The 18140-nt window shown below is 34.8% G+C and carries 18 protein-coding genes; 12 read left to right on the top strand and 6 right to left on the bottom strand.

The window, feature by feature from the left end:
• Positions 1-99 precede the first annotated feature (99 nt).
• Together rnjA and MHI39_RS16910 are read right to left on the bottom strand one after the other, a co-directional pair.
• Positions 100-1767, bottom strand: a complete 1668-nt coding sequence (gene rnjA, locus MHI39_RS16915) for a ribonuclease J1 (RefSeq protein WP_058002491.1) — start codon at positions 1765-1767, stop codon at positions 100-102.
• Between the two features lie 5 nt (positions 1768-1772).
• Entirely contained in the window at positions 1773-1985 is a 213-nt protein-coding gene (locus tag MHI39_RS16910) for a DNA-directed RNA polymerase subunit epsilon (RefSeq protein ID WP_058002492.1), read from the bottom strand.
• 786 nt (positions 1986-2771) lie between these two features.
• Here MHI39_RS16910 and MHI39_RS16905 point away from each other — a divergent pair.
• A complete protein-coding gene (locus tag MHI39_RS16905) occupies positions 2772-3905 on the top strand; it encodes an IS110 family transposase (RefSeq protein ID WP_259544790.1) in 1134 nt (377 codons plus the stop codon).
• A 354-nt stretch (positions 3906-4259) separates the two neighbouring features.
• The gene (locus MHI39_RS16900; RefSeq protein WP_058002493.1) at positions 4260-5030 is read left to right on the top strand and encodes a Cof-type HAD-IIB family hydrolase; all 771 of its coding nucleotides are present in this window, start codon (positions 4260-4262) and stop codon (positions 5028-5030) included.
• 65 nt (positions 5031-5095) lie between these two features.
• Here the strand turns inward: MHI39_RS16900 and def are convergent, their stop codons facing one another.
• Entirely contained in the window at positions 5096-5650 is a 555-nt protein-coding gene (gene def, locus MHI39_RS16895) for a peptide deformylase (protein WP_058002494.1), read from the bottom strand.
• A gap of 211 nt (positions 5651-5861) precedes the next feature.
• Between def and MHI39_RS16890 the strand changes: the two genes are divergently transcribed.
• From MHI39_RS16890 to MHI39_RS16865, 6 genes are all read left to right on the top strand, one after another.
• Positions 5862-6506 carry a YkyA family protein gene (locus MHI39_RS16890; protein ID WP_180213133.1) on the top strand — a complete coding sequence of 215 codons (645 nt, stop codon included), beginning with the start codon at positions 5862-5864 and terminating at the stop codon, positions 6504-6506.
• 548 nt (positions 6507-7054) lie between these two features.
• Positions 7055-8167: a pyruvate dehydrogenase (acetyl-transferring) E1 component subunit alpha gene (gene pdhA, locus MHI39_RS16885; protein WP_071976589.1), complete on the top strand. Its 1113-nt coding sequence runs from the start codon at positions 7055-7057 to the stop codon at positions 8165-8167.
• A gap of 3 nt (positions 8168-8170) precedes the next feature.
• The gene (locus MHI39_RS16880; RefSeq protein WP_058002497.1) at positions 8171-9148 is read left to right on the top strand and encodes an alpha-ketoacid dehydrogenase subunit beta; all 978 of its coding nucleotides are present in this window, start codon (positions 8171-8173) and stop codon (positions 9146-9148) included.
• Between the two features lie 100 nt (positions 9149-9248).
• Positions 9249-10550 (top strand): dihydrolipoamide acetyltransferase family protein, encoded by a 1302-nt coding sequence (locus MHI39_RS16875; RefSeq protein ID WP_071976590.1) that lies wholly within the window; start codon positions 9249-9251, stop codon positions 10548-10550.
• A 3-nt stretch (positions 10551-10553) separates the two neighbouring features.
• Positions 10554-11966: a dihydrolipoyl dehydrogenase gene (gene lpdA, locus MHI39_RS16870; protein WP_342539816.1), complete on the top strand. Its 1413-nt coding sequence runs from the start codon at positions 10554-10556 to the stop codon at positions 11964-11966.
• 584 nt (positions 11967-12550) lie between these two features.
• Entirely contained in the window at positions 12551-12679 is a 129-nt protein-coding gene (locus MHI39_RS16865) for a GapA-binding peptide SR1P (protein WP_071976592.1), read from the top strand.
• 81 nt (positions 12680-12760) lie between these two features.
• Here the strand turns inward: MHI39_RS16865 and MHI39_RS16860 are convergent, their stop codons facing one another.
• Positions 12761-14230, bottom strand: a complete 1470-nt coding sequence (locus MHI39_RS16860; protein WP_342539815.1) for an aminotransferase class I/II-fold pyridoxal phosphate-dependent enzyme — start codon at positions 14228-14230, stop codon at positions 12761-12763.
• Between the two features lie 204 nt (positions 14231-14434).
• Between MHI39_RS16860 and MHI39_RS16855 the strand changes: the two genes are divergently transcribed.
• Positions 14435-15394, top strand: a complete 960-nt coding sequence (locus tag MHI39_RS16855) for a nitronate monooxygenase family protein (RefSeq protein WP_342539813.1) — start codon at positions 14435-14437, stop codon at positions 15392-15394.
• A 34-nt stretch (positions 15395-15428) separates the two neighbouring features.
• On the top strand, positions 15429-15704 hold the full coding sequence (locus MHI39_RS16850; RefSeq protein WP_058002739.1) for a UPF0223 family protein: 276 nt from the start codon (positions 15429-15431) through the stop codon (positions 15702-15704).
• A 113-nt stretch (positions 15705-15817) separates the two neighbouring features.
• Here MHI39_RS16850 and MHI39_RS16845 read toward each other — a convergent pair whose 3' ends face one another.
• A complete protein-coding gene (locus tag MHI39_RS16845; protein ID WP_071976595.1) occupies positions 15818-16438 on the bottom strand; it encodes a DUF1054 domain-containing protein in 621 nt (206 codons plus the stop codon).
• A gap of 202 nt (positions 16439-16640) precedes the next feature.
• Between MHI39_RS16845 and MHI39_RS16840 the strand changes: the two genes are divergently transcribed.
• Positions 16641-16835: a hypothetical protein gene (locus MHI39_RS16840; protein WP_071976596.1), complete on the top strand. Its 195-nt coding sequence runs from the start codon at positions 16641-16643 to the stop codon at positions 16833-16835.
• Positions 16836-16987: 152 nt separating this feature from the next.
• Entirely contained in the window at positions 16988-17788 is an 801-nt protein-coding gene (locus MHI39_RS16835) for an inositol monophosphatase family protein (protein ID WP_071976597.1), read from the top strand.
• 37 nt (positions 17789-17825) lie between these two features.
• Here the strand turns inward: MHI39_RS16835 and MHI39_RS16830 are convergent, their stop codons facing one another.
• Positions 17826-18011, bottom strand: coding sequence for a YlaF family protein (locus tag MHI39_RS16830; protein WP_071976598.1), 186 nt, complete (start codon positions 18009-18011; stop codon positions 17826-17828).
• Between the last annotated feature and the right edge of the window lie 129 nt (positions 18012-18140).

The following is an 18140-nucleotide window of genomic DNA, read 5'->3' as shown; positions in this document are numbered from 1 at the left end:
GGCTTTTCCCATAGAAAAAACCCCGAATAGGGCACTTTTTTTTAAGTGTCTACTATTCGGGGTTCAGTTCATATTGAGTGAGTGGTTCCTTTTCGTTTTTTATACTTCCATAATAATTGGCATGATCATTGGACGTCGTTTTGTTTTTTCATAAAGGAAAGGTGCTAAAGTATCGGTAATTTCATTTTTAATTTCGGTCCATTGAGAAGTTTTTCTTTCCATTACTTTGTTTAAGTGCTTTGAGATGAGATTTTGTGCTTCGCTAATTAAATCTCCTGATTCACGCATATAAACAAATCCTCTAGAAATAATGTCAGGACCAGATGCTATTTTAAATTCACCCATATTAATCGATACGACAACAACAACTAAACCTTCTTCAGACAATATACGTCGATCGCGGAGAACAATATTACCGATATCTCCAATTCCATTTCCATCAATATAGACATTTCCGGAAGGGATTTTGCCCGCTACCTGTGCACTCTCACTTGTTAAAGCAAGAACTTCACCATTATCCATAATGAAACAGTTCTCTTCAGGAACACCACAGTCCATAGCTAGTTGTGCATGAGTTTTCTGCATGCGATATTCACCGTGAATTGGCATAAAAAATTTCGGTTTTATTAGTCTAAGCATTAATTTTTGTTCCTGCTGTCCACCGTGTCCAGAAGTATGAATATCATTTAATGGACCATGAATGACTTCTGCACCAGCACGGTATAGTAAATTAATGGTTCGATTTACACTAATAGTATTACCAGGTATTGGTGAAGAAGAAAAGACGACCGTATCCCCAGGTTGAATTTGGATTTGACGATGTGTTCCATTAGCAATTCGGGATAAGGCTGCCATTGGTTCTCCTTGACTGCCTGTACATAAGATAGTGACTTTATTTGCAGGTAAACGATTAATTTGCTGTGCATCAATAAAGGTATCTTTTGGGCATTGGATGTAACCAAGGTCATGTCCGATATTTATGGCTGCCTCCATACTTCTTCCAAAAACTGCGATTTTTCTTCCGTTTGCTACTGCAGCTTCCGCAACTTGTTGTAATCTGTGAATATTCGAAGCAAAAGTTGCAAAAATTATGCGGCCGTCTACTTTTCTAAAAACGTCCTGAATGCTTTCACCGACACGTCTTTCAGACATGGTGAAATGAGGAACTTCACTATTTGTGCTATCTGATAAAAGACAAAGAACGCCTTCCTTACCAATTTCAGCCATTTTTGTTAGGTTGGCAGGTTCACCAACTGGAGTGAAATCAAACTTAAAATCCCCAGTATGTACAATATTCCCTTGAGGTGTTTTAACAACAATCCCGTAGGAATCTGGAATACTGTGAGTCGTTCTAAAGAAAGTAACAGAAGTCTTTCTAAATTTAATTACATCATCCTCTTGAATTTCATGAAAAGTTGTTTGTCTCAAAAGTCCATGCTCTTCAAGTTTATTTTTTAGAAGTCCTAAAGCAAGTTTACCAGCGTAGATTGGTATATTTACTTGTCTCAATAAGTACGGAATTCCACCAATATGATCTTCATGACCATGTGTGATAAACAAACCTTTAATTTTATCCTCATTTTTAACTAAATACGTGTAATCAGGGATAACATAATCAATTCCTAGTAATTCATCTTCAGGAAATTTGATTCCAGCATCTATAAGTATAATTTCATCTTGGAATTGGACCGCATAAGTGTTTTTTCCGATTTCCCCTAAACCGCCAAGGGCAAATACGGCTGTTTGATCATTTTTTACAAATTTCATATTGTTTATTTAGTCTCCGTTATTTCATAATTTGCATGGTTCTTTTCATATTCTAGATATGAACCTTTTAAAAGTTGTACAAATTCAATATTTATTTGACGGTTTTTTAAAGATTTGCGAACTTCTCTTTCTGAGCTTGCCTCGACATAAATAGCATCCGTATTTTCACGAACTGGTACTTCATTTTTGTTTTCTTGATAATAAACTTTATAAATCATCTTTCTCTCTCCTTACTCCGTTTTCAAAGGTAACTTTTTCTATTATATAAAAAGTTAACAACTTTTTCATGCATTTCATTGTGCGTTATTTTTAAGGTTTTTGCAAAATGGTTTCTGATTGTACTCCTTAAGTCTTACAATTAGGGCGTTATTGGCATATTGATATAGAATAATCCCTCTTATTTTTGAGGGACTTTTTATTTAGGCAAAAATTTATCATTTATGCTACTAATTTTTTCTTTCGTAATAAATCTTTCCATTGTTTGACTAATTTTTTTCTTAGTCTTTTTAACATGGAAGATCACTCCCTACTTCTATTTTAATGTTATTTTTCTGAAAGTAAAGTCGGTCAGGAAGATTCTTATATGTATTATATGTTTTTAGACAAGTATTATCATGGGTTTTTATGGGAAATATTCGATTTTGGATTCTTTTTTCGCTTTGGCTCTTTTCTCAAACATCGTTGCTATTAGTAAAGTTTTAACGAATAACTATCGGTTAAAAGACCACTACATCTTTCATTTCACTGAGAAAACTTTCATGATCTTTCGCTCTCAACCCAGAATGAAAATGGGTTCTCTGTCCCATAATGTAGATACCACAAACAGTGAGTATATGACGTAGCTCTTATTGGTGGTCTTACCCTGTTGAGAAAACTGTTGGAATGAATTTGGTGCACAACCCATTGTTAGCTCTCTCAATTTCGAGAGATGACTACGAACAGAAAAATGTTTAATTTCAAATTCATTCCACTGTTTGTGGAATATTTTCAGAAGGTGGAGTGAAATGGAAACATTGCACAAACGATGTGCAGGCCTAGATGTTCATTCGGAAACAATAGTTGCCTGTGTCATTCTTGGAGAATCAGAAACTGACTTGATTAAGGAGACCGAAACATTTCCTACTTTGACGAAGGATCTGTTTCATCTTCTTAAATGGCTTGAGGAGAAGGAAGTAACCCACATCGCAATGGAAAGTACAGGCGTCTACTGGAAACCTGTATACAATATCTTGGAGGATTTCTTTGATATTACTTTGGCAAATGCTCAAAGGATTAAAAATGTCCCTGGAAGGAAAACAGATGTTTCGGATGCTGAATGGATTGCTAAATTATTAAGACATGGCTTAATAGAGAAAAGTTTTGTCCCTCCCGAAGACTTTCGAAATTTGAGAGATTTGACTCGCCTCAGAAAAAAATGGATTGGACACATGACATCCGAAAAAAACCGAATCCAAAAGGTACTAGAGTCCTCAAACATCAAATTAAGCACAGTTATTTCAGATATATTTGGAGTATCAGGACGAAAACTATTGGAACAACTGATGAATGAAGGTTATATCGATCAAGAAGATGTCGAACAAAAGATACATGGAAGAATGGCCCATAAAAAGCAATTGATTACCGACTCACTATTTGGAACATTAAATGATCACCAGCTATTTCTTATTAAGCAATCTTGGATGCACATTGTTAATTTAGAAGAATTAATATTAGATATCGAGAAAAGAATCGACGTCATTTTATCCAACTATCAGGAGGAAGTACAGCTTCTGGTTACAATGCCGGGAATTAAGAAAGACACGGCAGCTGTTATCATTGCGGAAATAGGAGTAGATATGGGACAATTTCCAACCTCCAAACATCTTGCATCATGGGCAGGATTGTCGCCCGGAAATCACGAAAGTGCTGGAAGGAAAAAAAACACTAAAACGGTTAAAGGAAATCCTCATATTAAATCTGCATTGTGTGAGGCTGCGTGGGCTGTTTCAAGAAGTCGGAATCAAAGATTAGGAATCAAATATTGGTCACTAGCTGCAAGAAGGGGAAAGAAAAAAGCACTCGTTGCCATCGGACATCGAATGCTAACTATTGTCTATCATATGCTTCAGAATAAGGAACCCTACCATGAGTCAACTTAAATTAGCATTATAGACAAACAACAGAAAAGTTAAACGAGAAACCGAAAAATTCGGTAGCTCTGCTTTCCTATTGCCCAAATTAAATTATTTATAGCTTGCACCATTTTAATCAAGTTTAAACTTAATAAATTATTCTTAAAGGCGGAGTTTTATTTTCACAGAAAAGTGCTGCAAACTCCATAAGAATCGCTAAATTCTTTATTGGGTGTAAAAGCCGGCAGTTGGGCTTTTACAAAAGCAACAAACGATACGAAAACAGCCTTCGTTTTTGGATTAGTTCAATAAAGTAGAAGCTTGTGTTAAAATTCAATGTGCTAAATGAATATAACCAAAGATAGTTAGGAGAATTAAAAAATGAAGAAAATTGTATTTTTTGATATCGATGGTACTTTGTTAGATAACGATAAAAAACTCCCTGAATCAACAAAGGAAGCTATATGGAAGTTAAAAGAAAGTGGAGTGTTTGTTGCAATAGCTACGGGTCGGGCTCCATTCATGTTTAAAGAGCTACGTGAAGAATTAGAAATTGACTCCTTTGTGAGCTTTAATGGTCAATACGTAGTTTTTGAAAATAAAGTCATTTATAAAAATCCTTTGGATCCTACCGAATTAGAAAATCTCATCAATTATTCTGCAAGTCACAAACATCCACTTGTGTTTTTAAATGAAAAGGAAATGACCTCTAATATAGAAAATCATCAATTTATTAGAAGCAGTATTGAGAGTCTAAAAATTAAACATCCTTCATTTGATCCAGATTTCTACAAGGGTCGAGAAATTTACCAATCACTTTTATTTTGTGAAGAAAAGGATGAGGTTCTTTATCTTGATGAGTTTAAGAAGTTTTACTTTCTCCGTTGGCATGAATTTTCAATGGACGTACTTCCAAAAGGTGGTTCAAAAGCAGAGGGAATCAAAAAGATGATTGAAAAGATTGGGTTTAAACTTGAAGATGTTTACGCTTTTGGAGATGGATTAAACGATATTGAGATGTTAGAAGCTGTGGGAACTGGGATTGCAATGGGCAATGCTCTTGATGTAGTAAAGCAACATGCAAATTATGTCACTACAGATGTAATGAATAATGGAATTGCAAATGGTTTAAAGCATTTTAAATTAATCTAGAATTTAAAGAATAAAGGGTTGTCTACCTAGGGTCAGTTCCCTGTGTAGTCAACCCTTAATCATGATTACCTATCAATGGCAATTGCCTGATCCATCGGTGTGAATGGATTTTTTTCATCAATATAATCATAGAACATTTTTCCATGTAAATGATCAATTTCATGTTGAAACGCAATGGCAGGTAGTCCTTTAAGACGAATCTTAATTTCTTTTCCATCAATATCATTCGCCTTTACCGTAATTCTTGCATATCTATGAACATAACCTGGAATAACCTCATCTACCGAAAGACAACCCTCTCCACTACTCAAGTAGGCTTTTTCAACTGAATGACTCACAATTCGAGGATTAAATAACATATAACTATGTAATTGCTCTTTTTCATCTGTAACGTGAACAGCAATCATTTTTTTTGATACATTAATTTGTGGAGCAGCTAACCCAATGCCAGGACGTAATCCATATTTATTTGCAATTTCAGGATCTTGGCTATTTAATATATATTCATGTAAGCTCTTTAGAATTTCTTGATCTTCTTTAGACGGAGGCATTTTTACATCTTCTGCTACTTTCCGTAATGTTGGATGTCCGTCTCTGATGATATCCTTCATTGTAATCATAATAATATCCCCCTTCGCACTAACTAATTTACATATTGATTAGAATACCAAATCCATAGTAAAAAGTTAAACAAAAAAATATAATGCCAGTAGAAAAAATTTGTCATATGATAGTTCCAAATGAATAGGTATAGTTATATATTTTATTATTTGGACAAGCCTTACTTCACAACAATCCAGCTTATATACTGTAGTTTAAGGGGGAACATTCGTGGCTCGATATAAACTTTTACTTCTGCTTGTACTAATTCTTGGCTTGTTAACAGGATGCAAAGTTGTCCCGGAAGAAAAAATATACGATATTATGGAACAAACCGTAGTGAAAGAAAAGGATTTTGAAAAGCAGCAAAAGCCTTTAACGGAGTTAGAATCAAAGGAAAAAAAAATATTTGAAGAAATAATGGATCTAGGGATGAAGGATATGGAGCAAATGGCAAAACTTGCGAATTTGGCCCTTGATAATTTAAAAGAACGCAAAGAAAAGATGGAACTTGAACAAAAGTCGATGATTGCTTCAAAAAAGGAATTTTCAAAAATTGAAGATCCCATTGAGAAAATCGAGTCGAAACAACTGAAAAAAGAAGCTCAAGATCTGTTTCAATTGATGGAAAAACGATATGCTTTTCATGACCGATTATATGAAGCATATAACAAAGGGATTGAAACGAATATACAATTATATAAACTTCTTATGAAAAAAGATGTAAGTATGGATGATTTAGAAAATCAAATTGAAATTACAAATAAAGCCTATTCAGAGGTATTAAAGATGAATGAACAATTTAATGAACAGACAAAAAAATTTAATAATGAAAAGAAAAAATTTTATAAGCTTGCAAAAATAAATATTGATTAAGTGTTTATCTCTAATTAGAGATAAGCTTTTTTTATTATGAAGATAGAAGTTCTTTTATAACGGTATGAGAAGCCTTGCCGATCTTCACCTAATTTACATTAATTAAACAAAACCTAATAGTAACAAAGTTTGAGAAAAGAACCTTTAATTTAGATTGCAAATCTGTATAAGTTTTTGTAGTACAGATGAAAAATGTGATTAGTACAGTTGAAATGAAAGCGCTAATACAGAACTATTTACTATATTAAAAAAGTAAATTATAAAGAAAAACTTATTGATTGACGGGTTTCATAACTTGATGTACTCTAATAATGTAATTATATGAAATTGTATTAATTAAATCTGTAAATGAATTAATACAGATTCATTGATGATGGAATAGAATAGGTATTTCTTTTGTCATCAGATTAATATGAAAATGGTTACATAAAAACAAGGTTAATCCATTGATTAATTCATGGTACACTGGTTTGTTTTTGGGTAACCTATAGTTTGTATGTAATAAAAAATAAATAAATTTTTTAGTGAGAAAGGATTGGTGACTTAATATGGCTTCAACTAAGAAGGCACAATTCGATGCGAAGAAAACGCTCGAAAAGATAGAAGAGCAATTCGAAATGTTCCAGATTTTAAATGAAGAAGGCAAAGTCGTTAACGAATCTGCAGTTCCTAATCTTTCTGATGAGGAACTTCAAGAATTAATGCGTAGAATGGTATATTCACGTATTTTAGATCAACGTTCAATTTCTTTAAACCGTCAAGGACGATTAGGATTTGTTGCACCGACAGCAGGTCAAGAAGCATCACAAATCGCTTCACATTTTGCTCTTGAGCAAGAAGATTACATTCTTCCAGGATATCGTGATGTGCCTCAAATCATTTGGCATGGTTTACCATTACACCAAGCATTTTTATGGTCTAGAGGTCATGTTGAAGGAATGAAAATCCAAGAAGGTTTAAATATTTTACCACCACAAATTATTATTGGAGCCCAATATGTTCAAACTGCTGGGGTTGCACTTGGATTAAAGAAACGTGGTAAAAAAGCAGTAGCAATTACATATACAGGTGATGGCGGTTCATCACAAGGTGATTTCTATGAAGGTATTAACTTTGCTGGTGCATATAAAGCTCCTGCTATCTTCGTAGTTCAAAATAATCAATTTGCTATTTCAACACCACGTGAAAAACAAACTGCTGCTAAAACAATTGCTCAAAAGGCTGTTGCTGCTGGTATTCCAGGACAATTAGTTGATGGTATGGATCCACTAGCTGTTTATGTTGCTGTGCGTGAAGCTCGCGAGCGTGCGATCAATGGTGAAGGACCATCATTAATAGAAACACTATGCTACCGTTATGGTCCACATACAATGTCAGGTGATGATCCTACAAAATATCGTACATCTGACCTAGATAATGAATGGGAAAGAAAAGATCCTCTTATTCGTTTCCGTAAATATTTAGAAGCGAAAGGCCTATGGTCTGAGGAAAAAGAAACAGAAGTAATTGAACAAGCAAAAGAAGATATTAAAGTGGCAATTAAGAAAGCTGATGACACTCCAAAACAAAAAGTAACAGATTTAATCTCTGTTATGTTTGAAGAAATGCCACATAATTTAAAAGAGCAAAATGAAATTTATCAAGCAAAGGAGTCGAAATAAGCCATGGCTCAATTAACTATGCTTCAAGCAATTACCGATGCGTTAAGAACTGAACTTAAAAACGATGAAAATGTATTAGTATTTGGTGAAGACGTTGGTCTTAATGGTGGGGTATTCCGTGCTACGGAAGGACTTCAAAAAGAATTCGGAGAAGATCGTGTATTTGATACTCCATTAGCAGAATCTGGAATTGGAGGTCTTGCTATTGGTTTAACATTAGAAGGATTCCGCCCAGTGCCGGAGATTCAATTCTTTGGTTTCTTATTCGAAGTAATGGATTCAGTAAGTGGACAAATGGCACGTTGGCGTTATCGTACTGGAGGAAGCTTACATGCACCAATTACAATCCGTTCACCATTCGGTGGTGGGGTTCATACTCCAGAATTGCATGCTGACAGCTTAGAAGGCTTAGTTGCTCAACAACCAGGTTTAAAAGTTGTTATTCCGTCTACACCTTATGATGCAAAAGGACTTTTAATTTCTTCAATCCGAGATAATGACCCAGTTATTTTCTTAGAGCATATGAAGTTATATCGTTCTTTCCGTCAGGAAGTTCCAGAAGAAGAGTACACAATTCCATTAGGTAAAGCGGATGTAAAACGTGAGGGTAAGGATCTATCTATTATTACTTATGGTGCGATGGTTCATGAATCTTTAAAAGCTGCAGAAGAATTAGAAAAAGAAGGATTCTCTGTAGAAGTAGTTGATTTACGTACAATAAGTCCATTAGATATTGATACAATTATTGCTTCTGTTGAAAAAACAAATCGTGCGATTGTTGTTCAAGAAGCACAAAAACAAGCAGGTATTGCTGCAAATGTCATTGCAGAAATAAATGAAAGAGCGATTCTTAGCTTAGAAGCGCCAGTATTACGTGTGACTGCACCAGATACTGTATATCCATTCTCTCAAGCAGAGTCTGTTTGGTTACCTAATTATAAAGATATTATTGAAACAGCGAAAAAAGTACTTACATTTTAATTAGATCTTCTAGGTTATCTATTTGAAATAAATAGGCAGTTTTATTAAACTGCCTCCATTCACTTAATAAGAAGAATTATTAATAGGAGGGTGAACAACCTTGTCATTCGAATTCAGACTACCAGACATCGGTGAAGGAATCCATGAAGGTGAAATCGTTAAATGGTTTGTAAAACCAGGCGATAAAGTTGCAGAAGACGATGTTCTTTGTGAAGTACAAAATGATAAAGCAGTCGTTGAAATTCCTTCTCCAGTAGAAGGAACGGTTGAAGATATTTTAGTAGATGAAGGAACAGTTGCCATTGTTGGTGATGTTTTAATTAAATTTGATGCCCCTGGTTATGAAGGACTTCAATTTAAAGGTGATCACGGTCATTCAGAACAAGAAGAGAAAGTTGAAGAAAAGGTTGAGGCTTCAGCACCTGCGGCTGCACCTGAGAATGTTACTGCATCAGCTGAAACTGTAGAGGCAGATCCGAACAAACGTGTTATCGCTATGCCATCAGTTAGAAAGTATGCACGGGAAAAAGGCGTTAATATCCGACAAGTTCAGGGTACTGGTAATAATGGCCGCGTTCAAAAGACAGATATTGATGCATTCTTAAGTGGTGGAGCACCTGTTCAAGCAGAACAACAAACAGAAACAGTTCAAGCGAATGAAACAGTCACACCTGCTCAAGTAGCTATTCCTGAGGGGGAATTCCCAGAAACACGTGAAAAAATGAGTGGAATTCGTAAGGCGATTGCTAAAGCAATGGTTCACTCTAAACAAACAGCGCCACATGTTACGTTGATGGATGAAATAGATGTAACCAAGCTTGTTGCACATCGTAAGAAATTTAAAGAAGTAGCAGCTGAAAAAGGCATCAAGCTAACTTTCTTACCATATGTTGTCAAGGCTCTTGTAAGTGCATTACGCGAGTTCCCTACATTAAATACGTCCATTGATGACGCTGCAGGTGAAATTGTTCAAAAGCACTATTATAATATTGGTATTGCTGCTGATACAGATAAAGGCTTATTAGTCCCAGTTGTGAAAAATGCAGATCGTAAATCTGTATTCTCCGTTTCACAAGAAATTAATGAATTAGCTGGAAAAGCACGCGATGGTAAATTAGCTCCAAATGAAATGAAAGGTGCTTCATGTACCATCACGAATATTGGTTCAGCTGGTGGCCAATGGTTTACTCCGGTAATTAACCATCCTGAAGTCGCTATTTTAGGAATTGGAAGAATTTCTGAAAAACCTGTAGTAAAAAATGGTGAAATTGTAGCAGCACCTGTGTTAGCATTATCATTGAGCTTTGATCATCGTATAATTGATGGAGCTACCGCTCAATACGCGCTAAACCATATTAAGCGACTATTGAACGATCCTGAATTATTATTAATGGAGGCGTAAAAAATGGTAGTTGGAGATTTCCCAATCGAAACAGACACTATAGTAATTGGTGCAGGCCCTGGTGGGTATGTTGCTGCAATTAGAGCAGCACAACTAGGACAAAAAGTAACAATTGTAGAAAAAGGTGAGCTTGGTGGGGTTTGTTTAAATGTAGGTTGTATCCCATCAAAAGCTTTAATTACTGCTGGTCACCGTTATGAAACAGCAAAACATTCGGATGATATTGGTATCTCCGCAGAGAATGTAACTGTTGACTTTTCTAAGGTTCAAGAATGGAAAGGTCAAGTAGTAAATAAATTGACTTCTGGTGTAGCAGGTTTATTAAAAGGGAACAAAGTTGACATTGTTAAAGGTGAAGCATATTTTGTTGATGCGAACACTTTACGTGTAATGAATGAAACATCTGCACAAACCTATACATTCAAAAATGCGATTCTTGCAACCGGCTCTCGTCCTGTTGAGATCCCAACATTCAAGTTTTCTAAACGCGTTATTAATTCTACAGGTGCTTTAAATTTACCTGAGGTTCCAAAAAAATTAGTTGTTATTGGTGGCGGTGTTATCGGGGTTGAACTTGGTACTGCTTATGCTAATTTTGGTACTAAAGTAACTATTCTTGAGGGTAGCAGCGAACTTTTTGCCGGTGCATTTGAAAAACAAATGACTACTCTTGTTTCCCGTAACTTAAAGAAAAAAGGTGCGGAAATTGTTACAAATGCATTAGCTAAAGGTGTAGAAGAAAAAGAAGATGGCGTAATTGTCACTTATGAAGTAAAAGGTGAAGAAAAAACTGTTGAAGCTGATTATGTTCTTGTGACAGTAGGTCGTCGCCCTAATACAGATGAATTAGGATTAGAACAAGTGGGCGTTGAAATGACAGATCGTGGCCTTGTTAAGATTGATAAACAATGTCGTACAAATGTTTCTAGCATTTATGCTATTGGTGATATTGTTGAAGGTCCACAGCTTGCTCATAAAGCTTCTTACGAAGGTAAGATTGCTGCTGAAGCTATTTCCGGCCACCCTTCTGAAATTGATTATTTAGGTATTCCTGCTGTTGTATTCTCTGAGCCAGAATTAGCAACTGTTGGATATAATGAAAAACAAGCAAAAGATGAAGGATTAGAAGTAGTTGCTGCTAAATTCCCATTTGCTGCAAATGGTCGTGCTTTAGCATTGAATAATAGCGATGGCTTCTTGAAATTAATTACTCGTAAAGAGGATGGTTTGGTCATTGGAGGTCAAATTGCAGGTGCAAGTGCATCTGATATGATTTCTGAGATCGGCTTAGCAATTGAAGCAGGAATGACAGCAGAGGATATTGCTATGACTATTCATGCGCATCCAACTTTAGGAGAAATTACAATGGAAGCTGCAGAAGTAGCTTTAGGAACACCAATTCACATTGTAAAATAATTTATTCTAAAAAAAGGTAAACCAATGGTTTACCTTTTTTTATTTTTATAAAGTAATATTAGGTTTTAAAATACCATCTAACGTTCATAGTATAATTACAAGAGTAATTGCTTAAAGTAAAATGGAGAAGCTTGTAAGCATAACAAAAAATTGTTGGTGATAGGATGAAAAAATACATTGCCTTTCTATTTCAATTAATGATATGGAGTGGATTCACTCTAGCTGTTTGGTTATCTGACAGGGATCATTTGATCTATAGAATTATTGTGTTTATAGTCTTTTTCTATTTAGCATTTCTCCTTGCTAGAATCATTGTAAAATCAAATCGTGTTACATTTTTTATTACTTTATCCAGTCTATCCATCTATTTTTTATTACAATTTATTTTTCAAGAAATATTCCCTTCCCCCTTTTCGTAAAGTAGTGACTTTTTAAGGTCACTATTTTTGCTTAATAATATATACTCTTTGAAGAAAATGTATAAATATGTTATACAAATTACCCTTTAAAAATCATTTAATATGTATTATTATATAAATAGTTAGAAAGCGCTTTCCTAATTTAATTAGAAAGGGGAAACAAGAATGGGAACCTTAGTTTGTCAGGATTGTAATAAAATTATTGATCATTTCGAGGATGAGAAGGTGACAGTTCTATACTCTAACTGTAAAACATGTTGCGAAATTTCTGAGGACTTGAATAATAATAAATAGGCAGCCAATTGGCTGCCATTTCCTTTATACTAGAAATTAATCATTTATATACAATATCCGTTAGTTGATGAATAGAGTAGTTTATTTTATTGCCTTATGTTCTTTAATTACCCGTAACTTTTTAAGCTCGAAGTCTTCTGGACCTTGAACAGGTAATCCCACTTCAATATTCTTTTGAATATACTTTAAATTTTCTTCTGTAATGATTTCCCCAGGTATAAAAATAGGTATTCCTGGAGGGTAAACCATAATAAATTCAGCAATAATGTGACCAGCAGATTCTTCAATCGGCACTGTTTCAGTATCAGCATAAAAAGCATCACGTGGAGTCAATGAGAGAACTGGTATATCTGGAAGTAAGACTTGTATTTCCACAGATCCTGACAAGTGAGAAAACTGATCTGAAAGCTCTTGGAGTGCTTTGACTAATAAGTTTGCCTCATGCTCTGTATCTCCTGGTGTAATTAAGCAGAGGATATTATATAAATCGGAAAGTTCTACTTCAATATTATAAACTTCTCTTAACCACTTTTCTGCATCATAACCAGTTATTCCTAAATCTTTTACAGAAATAATTAATTTTGTTGGATCATAATTAAATGTTGCTTTTGTTCCAAGGATTTCTTCACCAACACAATATAAATGATCAATTGTATTTATTTTTGACCGTATATCTTGGGCAAGCTGAATGGTTTTATCTAAAAGCTCTTTTCCCTGTGTAGCTAATCTTCTACGTGCTACATCAAGTGAAGCTAGTAATAAATAGGAAGTAGAAGTGGTGGTTAGCATACTTAAAATAGTGGAAACACGATTTGAAGATACTAACCCCTCTTTTACATTTAATACCGAGCTTTGCGTCATAGAACCGCCTAGTTTATGGACACTTGTCGCGGCCATATCAGCACCGGCTTGCATAGCAGATATAGGTAGGTCTTCATGGAAATGAATATGGACACCATGTGCTTCATCGACTAAGACAGGTACTTGATATGAATGCGCAATTTCTACGATTTTCTTTAAATCACATGCAACACCAAAATACGTAGGGTTTATAACTAAAACACCCTTGGCATCAGGGTTTTGTTGTAATGCCTTTGACACGGATTCTGTTGTAATTCCGTGTGAAATTCCAAGATTCGGGTCAATTTCTGGATGAATAAAAATTGGTATTGCCCCTGAAAAGACAATAGCTGACATGACAGATTTATGGACATTTCTAGGTACAATGATTTTGTCTCCTGGTCCACAAACAGCCATAATCATGGCCATAATTGCACCGCTTGTACCTTGAACGGAAAAGAATGTATGGTCGGCTCCAAATGCTTGTGCAGCTAATTCTTGTGCTTTACTTATCATCCCTTTTGGTTGATGTAAGTCATCAAGTGGAGCAATATTAATCAAATCAATCGATAAGGCATTATCGCCAATAAAGTGACGAAAGTCGGGATCAATTCCAGCTCCCTTTTTATGTCCAGGAATGTGGAATTGTACTGGATTTTTTTTTGCATGTTCAACGAGTCCAGTAAACAATGGGGTTTCATATTGTGACAATGAATTATACACCTCTTTTAGTCAGTCTTGTAGTTGTTTCTTATTGTGATCAAAAACATATGAATTATAGCATTTATAAAGTACTTTGAAAATAAAATCTTCTTCATTTAAAGGAAATTGGGTAATGAACAGAGAAGAAATAGAAGTATATAGGTTCCTTAGCAGTTGAAATTGAAAAAAATTAAGGATGAGGGGAATATAGTTATGAATTGGAATACGAGAATAACGAAATTATTAAACATCGATTATCCAATTATTCAAGGAGGACTAGCCTATCTCGCTTATTCAGAATTGGCTTCATCTGTTTCAAATGCGGGTGGTTTAGGGCAAATTACAGCAATGTCTCTTGAGAGCCCAGAGGCATTACGAGATGAAATTCGGAAAGTAAAAACTTTAACACATAAACCATTTGGAGTTAATTTTGCTATTGGTCAGCACGGACGTTCTTATACACATTTTCTTGATGTTGCAGTCGAAGAAAATGTTCCAGTAGTTTCAGTAACAGGAGGTAACCCTGCAACATTCTTTGAATATTTAAAAGGAGTTGATATAAAAAAATTAGTCCTTGTGGCTGCAAAACGTCAAGCTCAAAAGGCAGAAGAATTGGGAGCAGATGCAGTTATGGTTGTTGGACAAGAAGGGGGAGGGCACCTTGGAAAAGATGATATTAGTACTCTTGTTTTAGTTCCTCAGGTTGTTGATTGTGTATCAATTCCAGTCATTGCATCCGGAGGAATTGGAGATGGAAGAGGGTTAATGGCTGCTTTGAGTTTAGGTGCAGAAGGCATAGAAATGGGTACAAGATTCATTGCTACCAAAGAATGTGTGCACGCCGCAACAGCGTATAAGGATGCTCTTTTATTAGGTGGCGAAACAGATACAACAGTGATAAAGCGTACACTTGGTGCTCCTGGTCGTGCAATATCAAATAAGTGGACTGAGAAAATACTTGAAATTGAAAAAAATAATGGTGGCTATGAAGAATTAAAAGAGTATATTAGTGGACAAGCAAATAAAAATTATATATATAATGGAGAGGTTGATAGTGGATTTGCATGGGCTGGTCAAGTGATGGGATTAATAAAAGATATTCCTACTGTTAATGAGTTAATCACTCGCATGATCCAAGAGGCTAATGAAATCCGAACAAAATGGGGAAAGTAAAAATAGAAAATACATCTTGAAAGACGGTGATGAAATGGAGTATCAATACCCTTTTTCTATGGATTGGTCTACTACAGAGGTCATTGATGTAATCCATTTTTTTGAAGCAATTGAAAAGGCATATGAAAAAGGAATTAATCGTGACGAGTTAATGGAGAAATATCGTCGATTTAAGGAAATTGTGCCTGGAAAAGCTGATGAGAAAAGATATTGTAATGAATTTGAAAAAGAAAGCGGATATTCTTCATATCAGGTTGTAAAAAAATTAAAAGAATCCGAAACTGGAAGTTTGATTTCAATGAGAGGGTAACAATGAAGTTACCCTCTTCTTTTTTTATGGTTGCTTTTTTAGTTTGTTGTTTTGTAAAAGCCAGCAGGAGGAAATTTTTTAAAAGCAACAAGCTCTAGAAAACCTGCCATAGTTTAAGACATCTTATAAAGGGGTATTAAATATTGAAAAGTATCATTCAATCGGCTAATTATTTCTTCACCATCCATAGTTATTGCTTCATTGCGAGGAATATGTAATCCACATAAAATTTCAGCCTTCTTTACAGTCTGTAGTCTATGGAATAATGCTAGTAGCTCTTCGTCTGATAGATCCCCCATGATCATTGCTTCAGGCTTAGTGTGGTCTGCTGACCATACAAAATGGGGCGGAATTGATTTTCGTATGTTTGTAATATTCTTTTCAAGTGTTTTACCATATTCTATTTTATTTGGTGCTTCGTATATGAGAGCAAACCATACAAAAAGATGTGTCTCCCAAAGTCCAATTTGAAAATGGGGGAGCATCTTATAACCTCGTTTATTATTAGCAAATGCTACCCAAGTATCATTCGGTGGATTAATGGTTCTTCGTGCATGTTTTGCTACATGAGGGAACATTTCATCCCCAGTCAATGCACTTAGGGTTGGTGCAAAATAATTGCCGAGATAGTCTAGTTTTGGCCGAATGTGTTTGATTAATTGATCCATTCTGGCATCAAGGCCATCGATTTTAAAAACATTAAAATCTTCTTCTGTAAAACCTGGGAAATTCATTAAAAAGCCTCCAATAGTGTTCATATCAATGTTTACAATATTTTATCATAACCAATTCTAATAATTAAATAAAATGCCCAATCATTAGGCATTTACACATTTTTGTTACATGATTTATTTTCGCGACATAAGATATAAAAAGATAACATCCAGAATATTTCGGCTTTTGTTAATACTTATAAATCGAAAGGATGTGACGTTCATGAAGCAAGTAATGAATACATCAAAAAAGAAAAAATTTGATCAGCAACGTATAGCTGTATTACGACTTGAAATGGACTATGAGCTAGCTGTCCTATTTGAAGCCATCCAAGAAAATAATGATAGAAAAAAGGAATCATCAAAGAAAAAGCTCATGAAAATTAGGGAAGAATTATTAAAAATGAAAGCAATGTAAGTTTTGATTGCGGACTCCCTGTTCCAGATCAAACAGATGGGGTTCGTTTTTGTGAGCGCAAATTTATTGTAATAATAAGGTGATTTACTTGAATTACATAAATTTTTCCTTTAAGCTATGAGGTACATGAGCATGTGATGGAGGCTTGGATCATGACTGATTGGATAAAAATTGATACATATGTTAGACAATGGTTAAAAGAAGCAAGGGAAAATATTTTAGATTCTTTTAATCATACTTTAAATATACAGACAAAATCGGATCGGAATGATCTTGTTACCAATATTGATAAAGAGACAGAGCTATTTTTAGTGAATAATATTATGAAACATTTTCCAAATCATCGAATTGTCGGAGAAGAAGGACATGGGAAAGATATTAATCAGGAAGATGGAATTATTTGGATTATTGATCCGATTGATGGAACGGTTAATTTTGTTCATCAACAGCGCAATTTTGCTATTTCAATTGGTATATATGAAAACGGAAGAGGAAAATTCGGCTATATCTATGATGTGGTACAAGATGAATTATATTTCGTTGAAGTAGGCAAAGGAGCATTTTTTAATGGACAACCAATTCCTCTTTTAGAAGCAACAAAGGTTGAGAATGCTATCATTGGTATTAATTCTTCTTGGATTATTTCAAATAGACATATTCCTGTTGGAAATTTACACAATCTAGTAAGAGATTCACGTGCAACAAGATCTTTAGGTGCTGCTTCTCTAGAGTTTGCCTATGTTGCCACAGGTAGATTAGATGCGTATATTGCAATGAGACTTTCTCCTTGGGATTTTGCTGCAGGCAAGTTATTGATTGAAGAACTTGGGGGAGTAGTTACAACAGTCAAAGGTGAAACATTAAATTTATTAGAAAGTAGTACGGTTTTTGTAAGTAATAAGGCACTTCACAATGAAATTTTAACAAACTATTTTAATACCTCAAATGATTAAAGAGGGATCCCGAATTTTTGGGATCCCTCTTTAGATGTTATAACCGACCTTCTTGTCTCATTTTAGCTTTTGTTTTAAATCCGAATCCCATTATGAGTATCAATGCAATAATGCAAAATACGATACCAATGAGACTTTTTTCACCGATTGCTACCCCAATTCCAATCATAGATGCAGCAGCTGCTGCAGCAAAAAGTACGAAAATCCACTTAATGTCTTTCATCGCAATTGCCTCCATGGTTACGTTCTTTTATTATTTTACTTGAAAATGTCGATTTTAGCAAAGAAGATTGGATAACTATGTATTTGGCGTTTTATTATTAACTATGATATAATACATAAGTTATTGGTA

Origin of the sequence: Heyndrickxia sp. FSL K6-6286 (genome assembly GCF_038630395.1) — a bacterium.
Classification (GTDB): domain Bacteria; phylum Bacillota; class Bacilli; order Bacillales; family Bacillaceae_C; genus Heyndrickxia; species Heyndrickxia oleronia.
This window is presented reverse-complemented; position numbering and strand designations above follow the sequence as displayed.

Coding starts and splice junctions, on each gene's coding strand:
- rnjA (WP_058002491.1), bottom strand. CDS start 1,767: ATGAAATTTGTAAAAAATGATCAAACAGCCGTATTTGCCCTTGGCGGT.
- MHI39_RS16910 (WP_058002492.1), bottom strand. CDS start 1,985: ATGATTTATAAAGTTTATTATCAAGAAAACAAAAATGAAGTACCAGTT.
- MHI39_RS16905 (WP_259544790.1), top strand. CDS start 2,772: ATGGAAACATTGCACAAACGATGTGCAGGCCTAGATGTTCATTCGGAA.
- MHI39_RS16900 (WP_058002493.1), top strand. CDS start 4,260: ATGAAGAAAATTGTATTTTTTGATATCGATGGTACTTTGTTAGATAAC.
- def (WP_058002494.1), bottom strand. CDS start 5,650: ATGATTACAATGAAGGATATCATCAGAGACGGACATCCAACATTACGG.
- pdhA (WP_071976589.1), top strand. CDS start 7,055: ATGGCTTCAACTAAGAAGGCACAATTCGATGCGAAGAAAACGCTCGAA.
- MHI39_RS16880 (WP_058002497.1), top strand. CDS start 8,171: ATGGCTCAATTAACTATGCTTCAAGCAATTACCGATGCGTTAAGAACT.
- lpdA (WP_342539816.1), top strand. CDS start 10,554: ATGGTAGTTGGAGATTTCCCAATCGAAACAGACACTATAGTAATTGGT.
- MHI39_RS16865 (WP_071976592.1), top strand. CDS start 12,551: ATGGGAACCTTAGTTTGTCAGGATTGTAATAAAATTATTGATCATTTC.
- MHI39_RS16855 (WP_342539813.1), top strand. CDS start 14,435: ATGAATTGGAATACGAGAATAACGAAATTATTAAACATCGATTATCCA.
- MHI39_RS16850 (WP_058002739.1), top strand. CDS start 15,429: ATGGAGTATCAATACCCTTTTTCTATGGATTGGTCTACTACAGAGGTC.
- MHI39_RS16845 (WP_071976595.1), bottom strand. CDS start 16,438: ATGAATTTCCCAGGTTTTACAGAAGAAGATTTTAATGTTTTTAAAATC.
- MHI39_RS16840 (WP_071976596.1), top strand. CDS start 16,641: ATGAAGCAAGTAATGAATACATCAAAAAAGAAAAAATTTGATCAGCAA.
- MHI39_RS16835 (WP_071976597.1), top strand. CDS start 16,988: ATGACTGATTGGATAAAAATTGATACATATGTTAGACAATGGTTAAAA.
- MHI39_RS16830 (WP_071976598.1), bottom strand. CDS start 18,011: ATGAAAGACATTAAGTGGATTTTCGTACTTTTTGCTGCAGCAGCTGCT.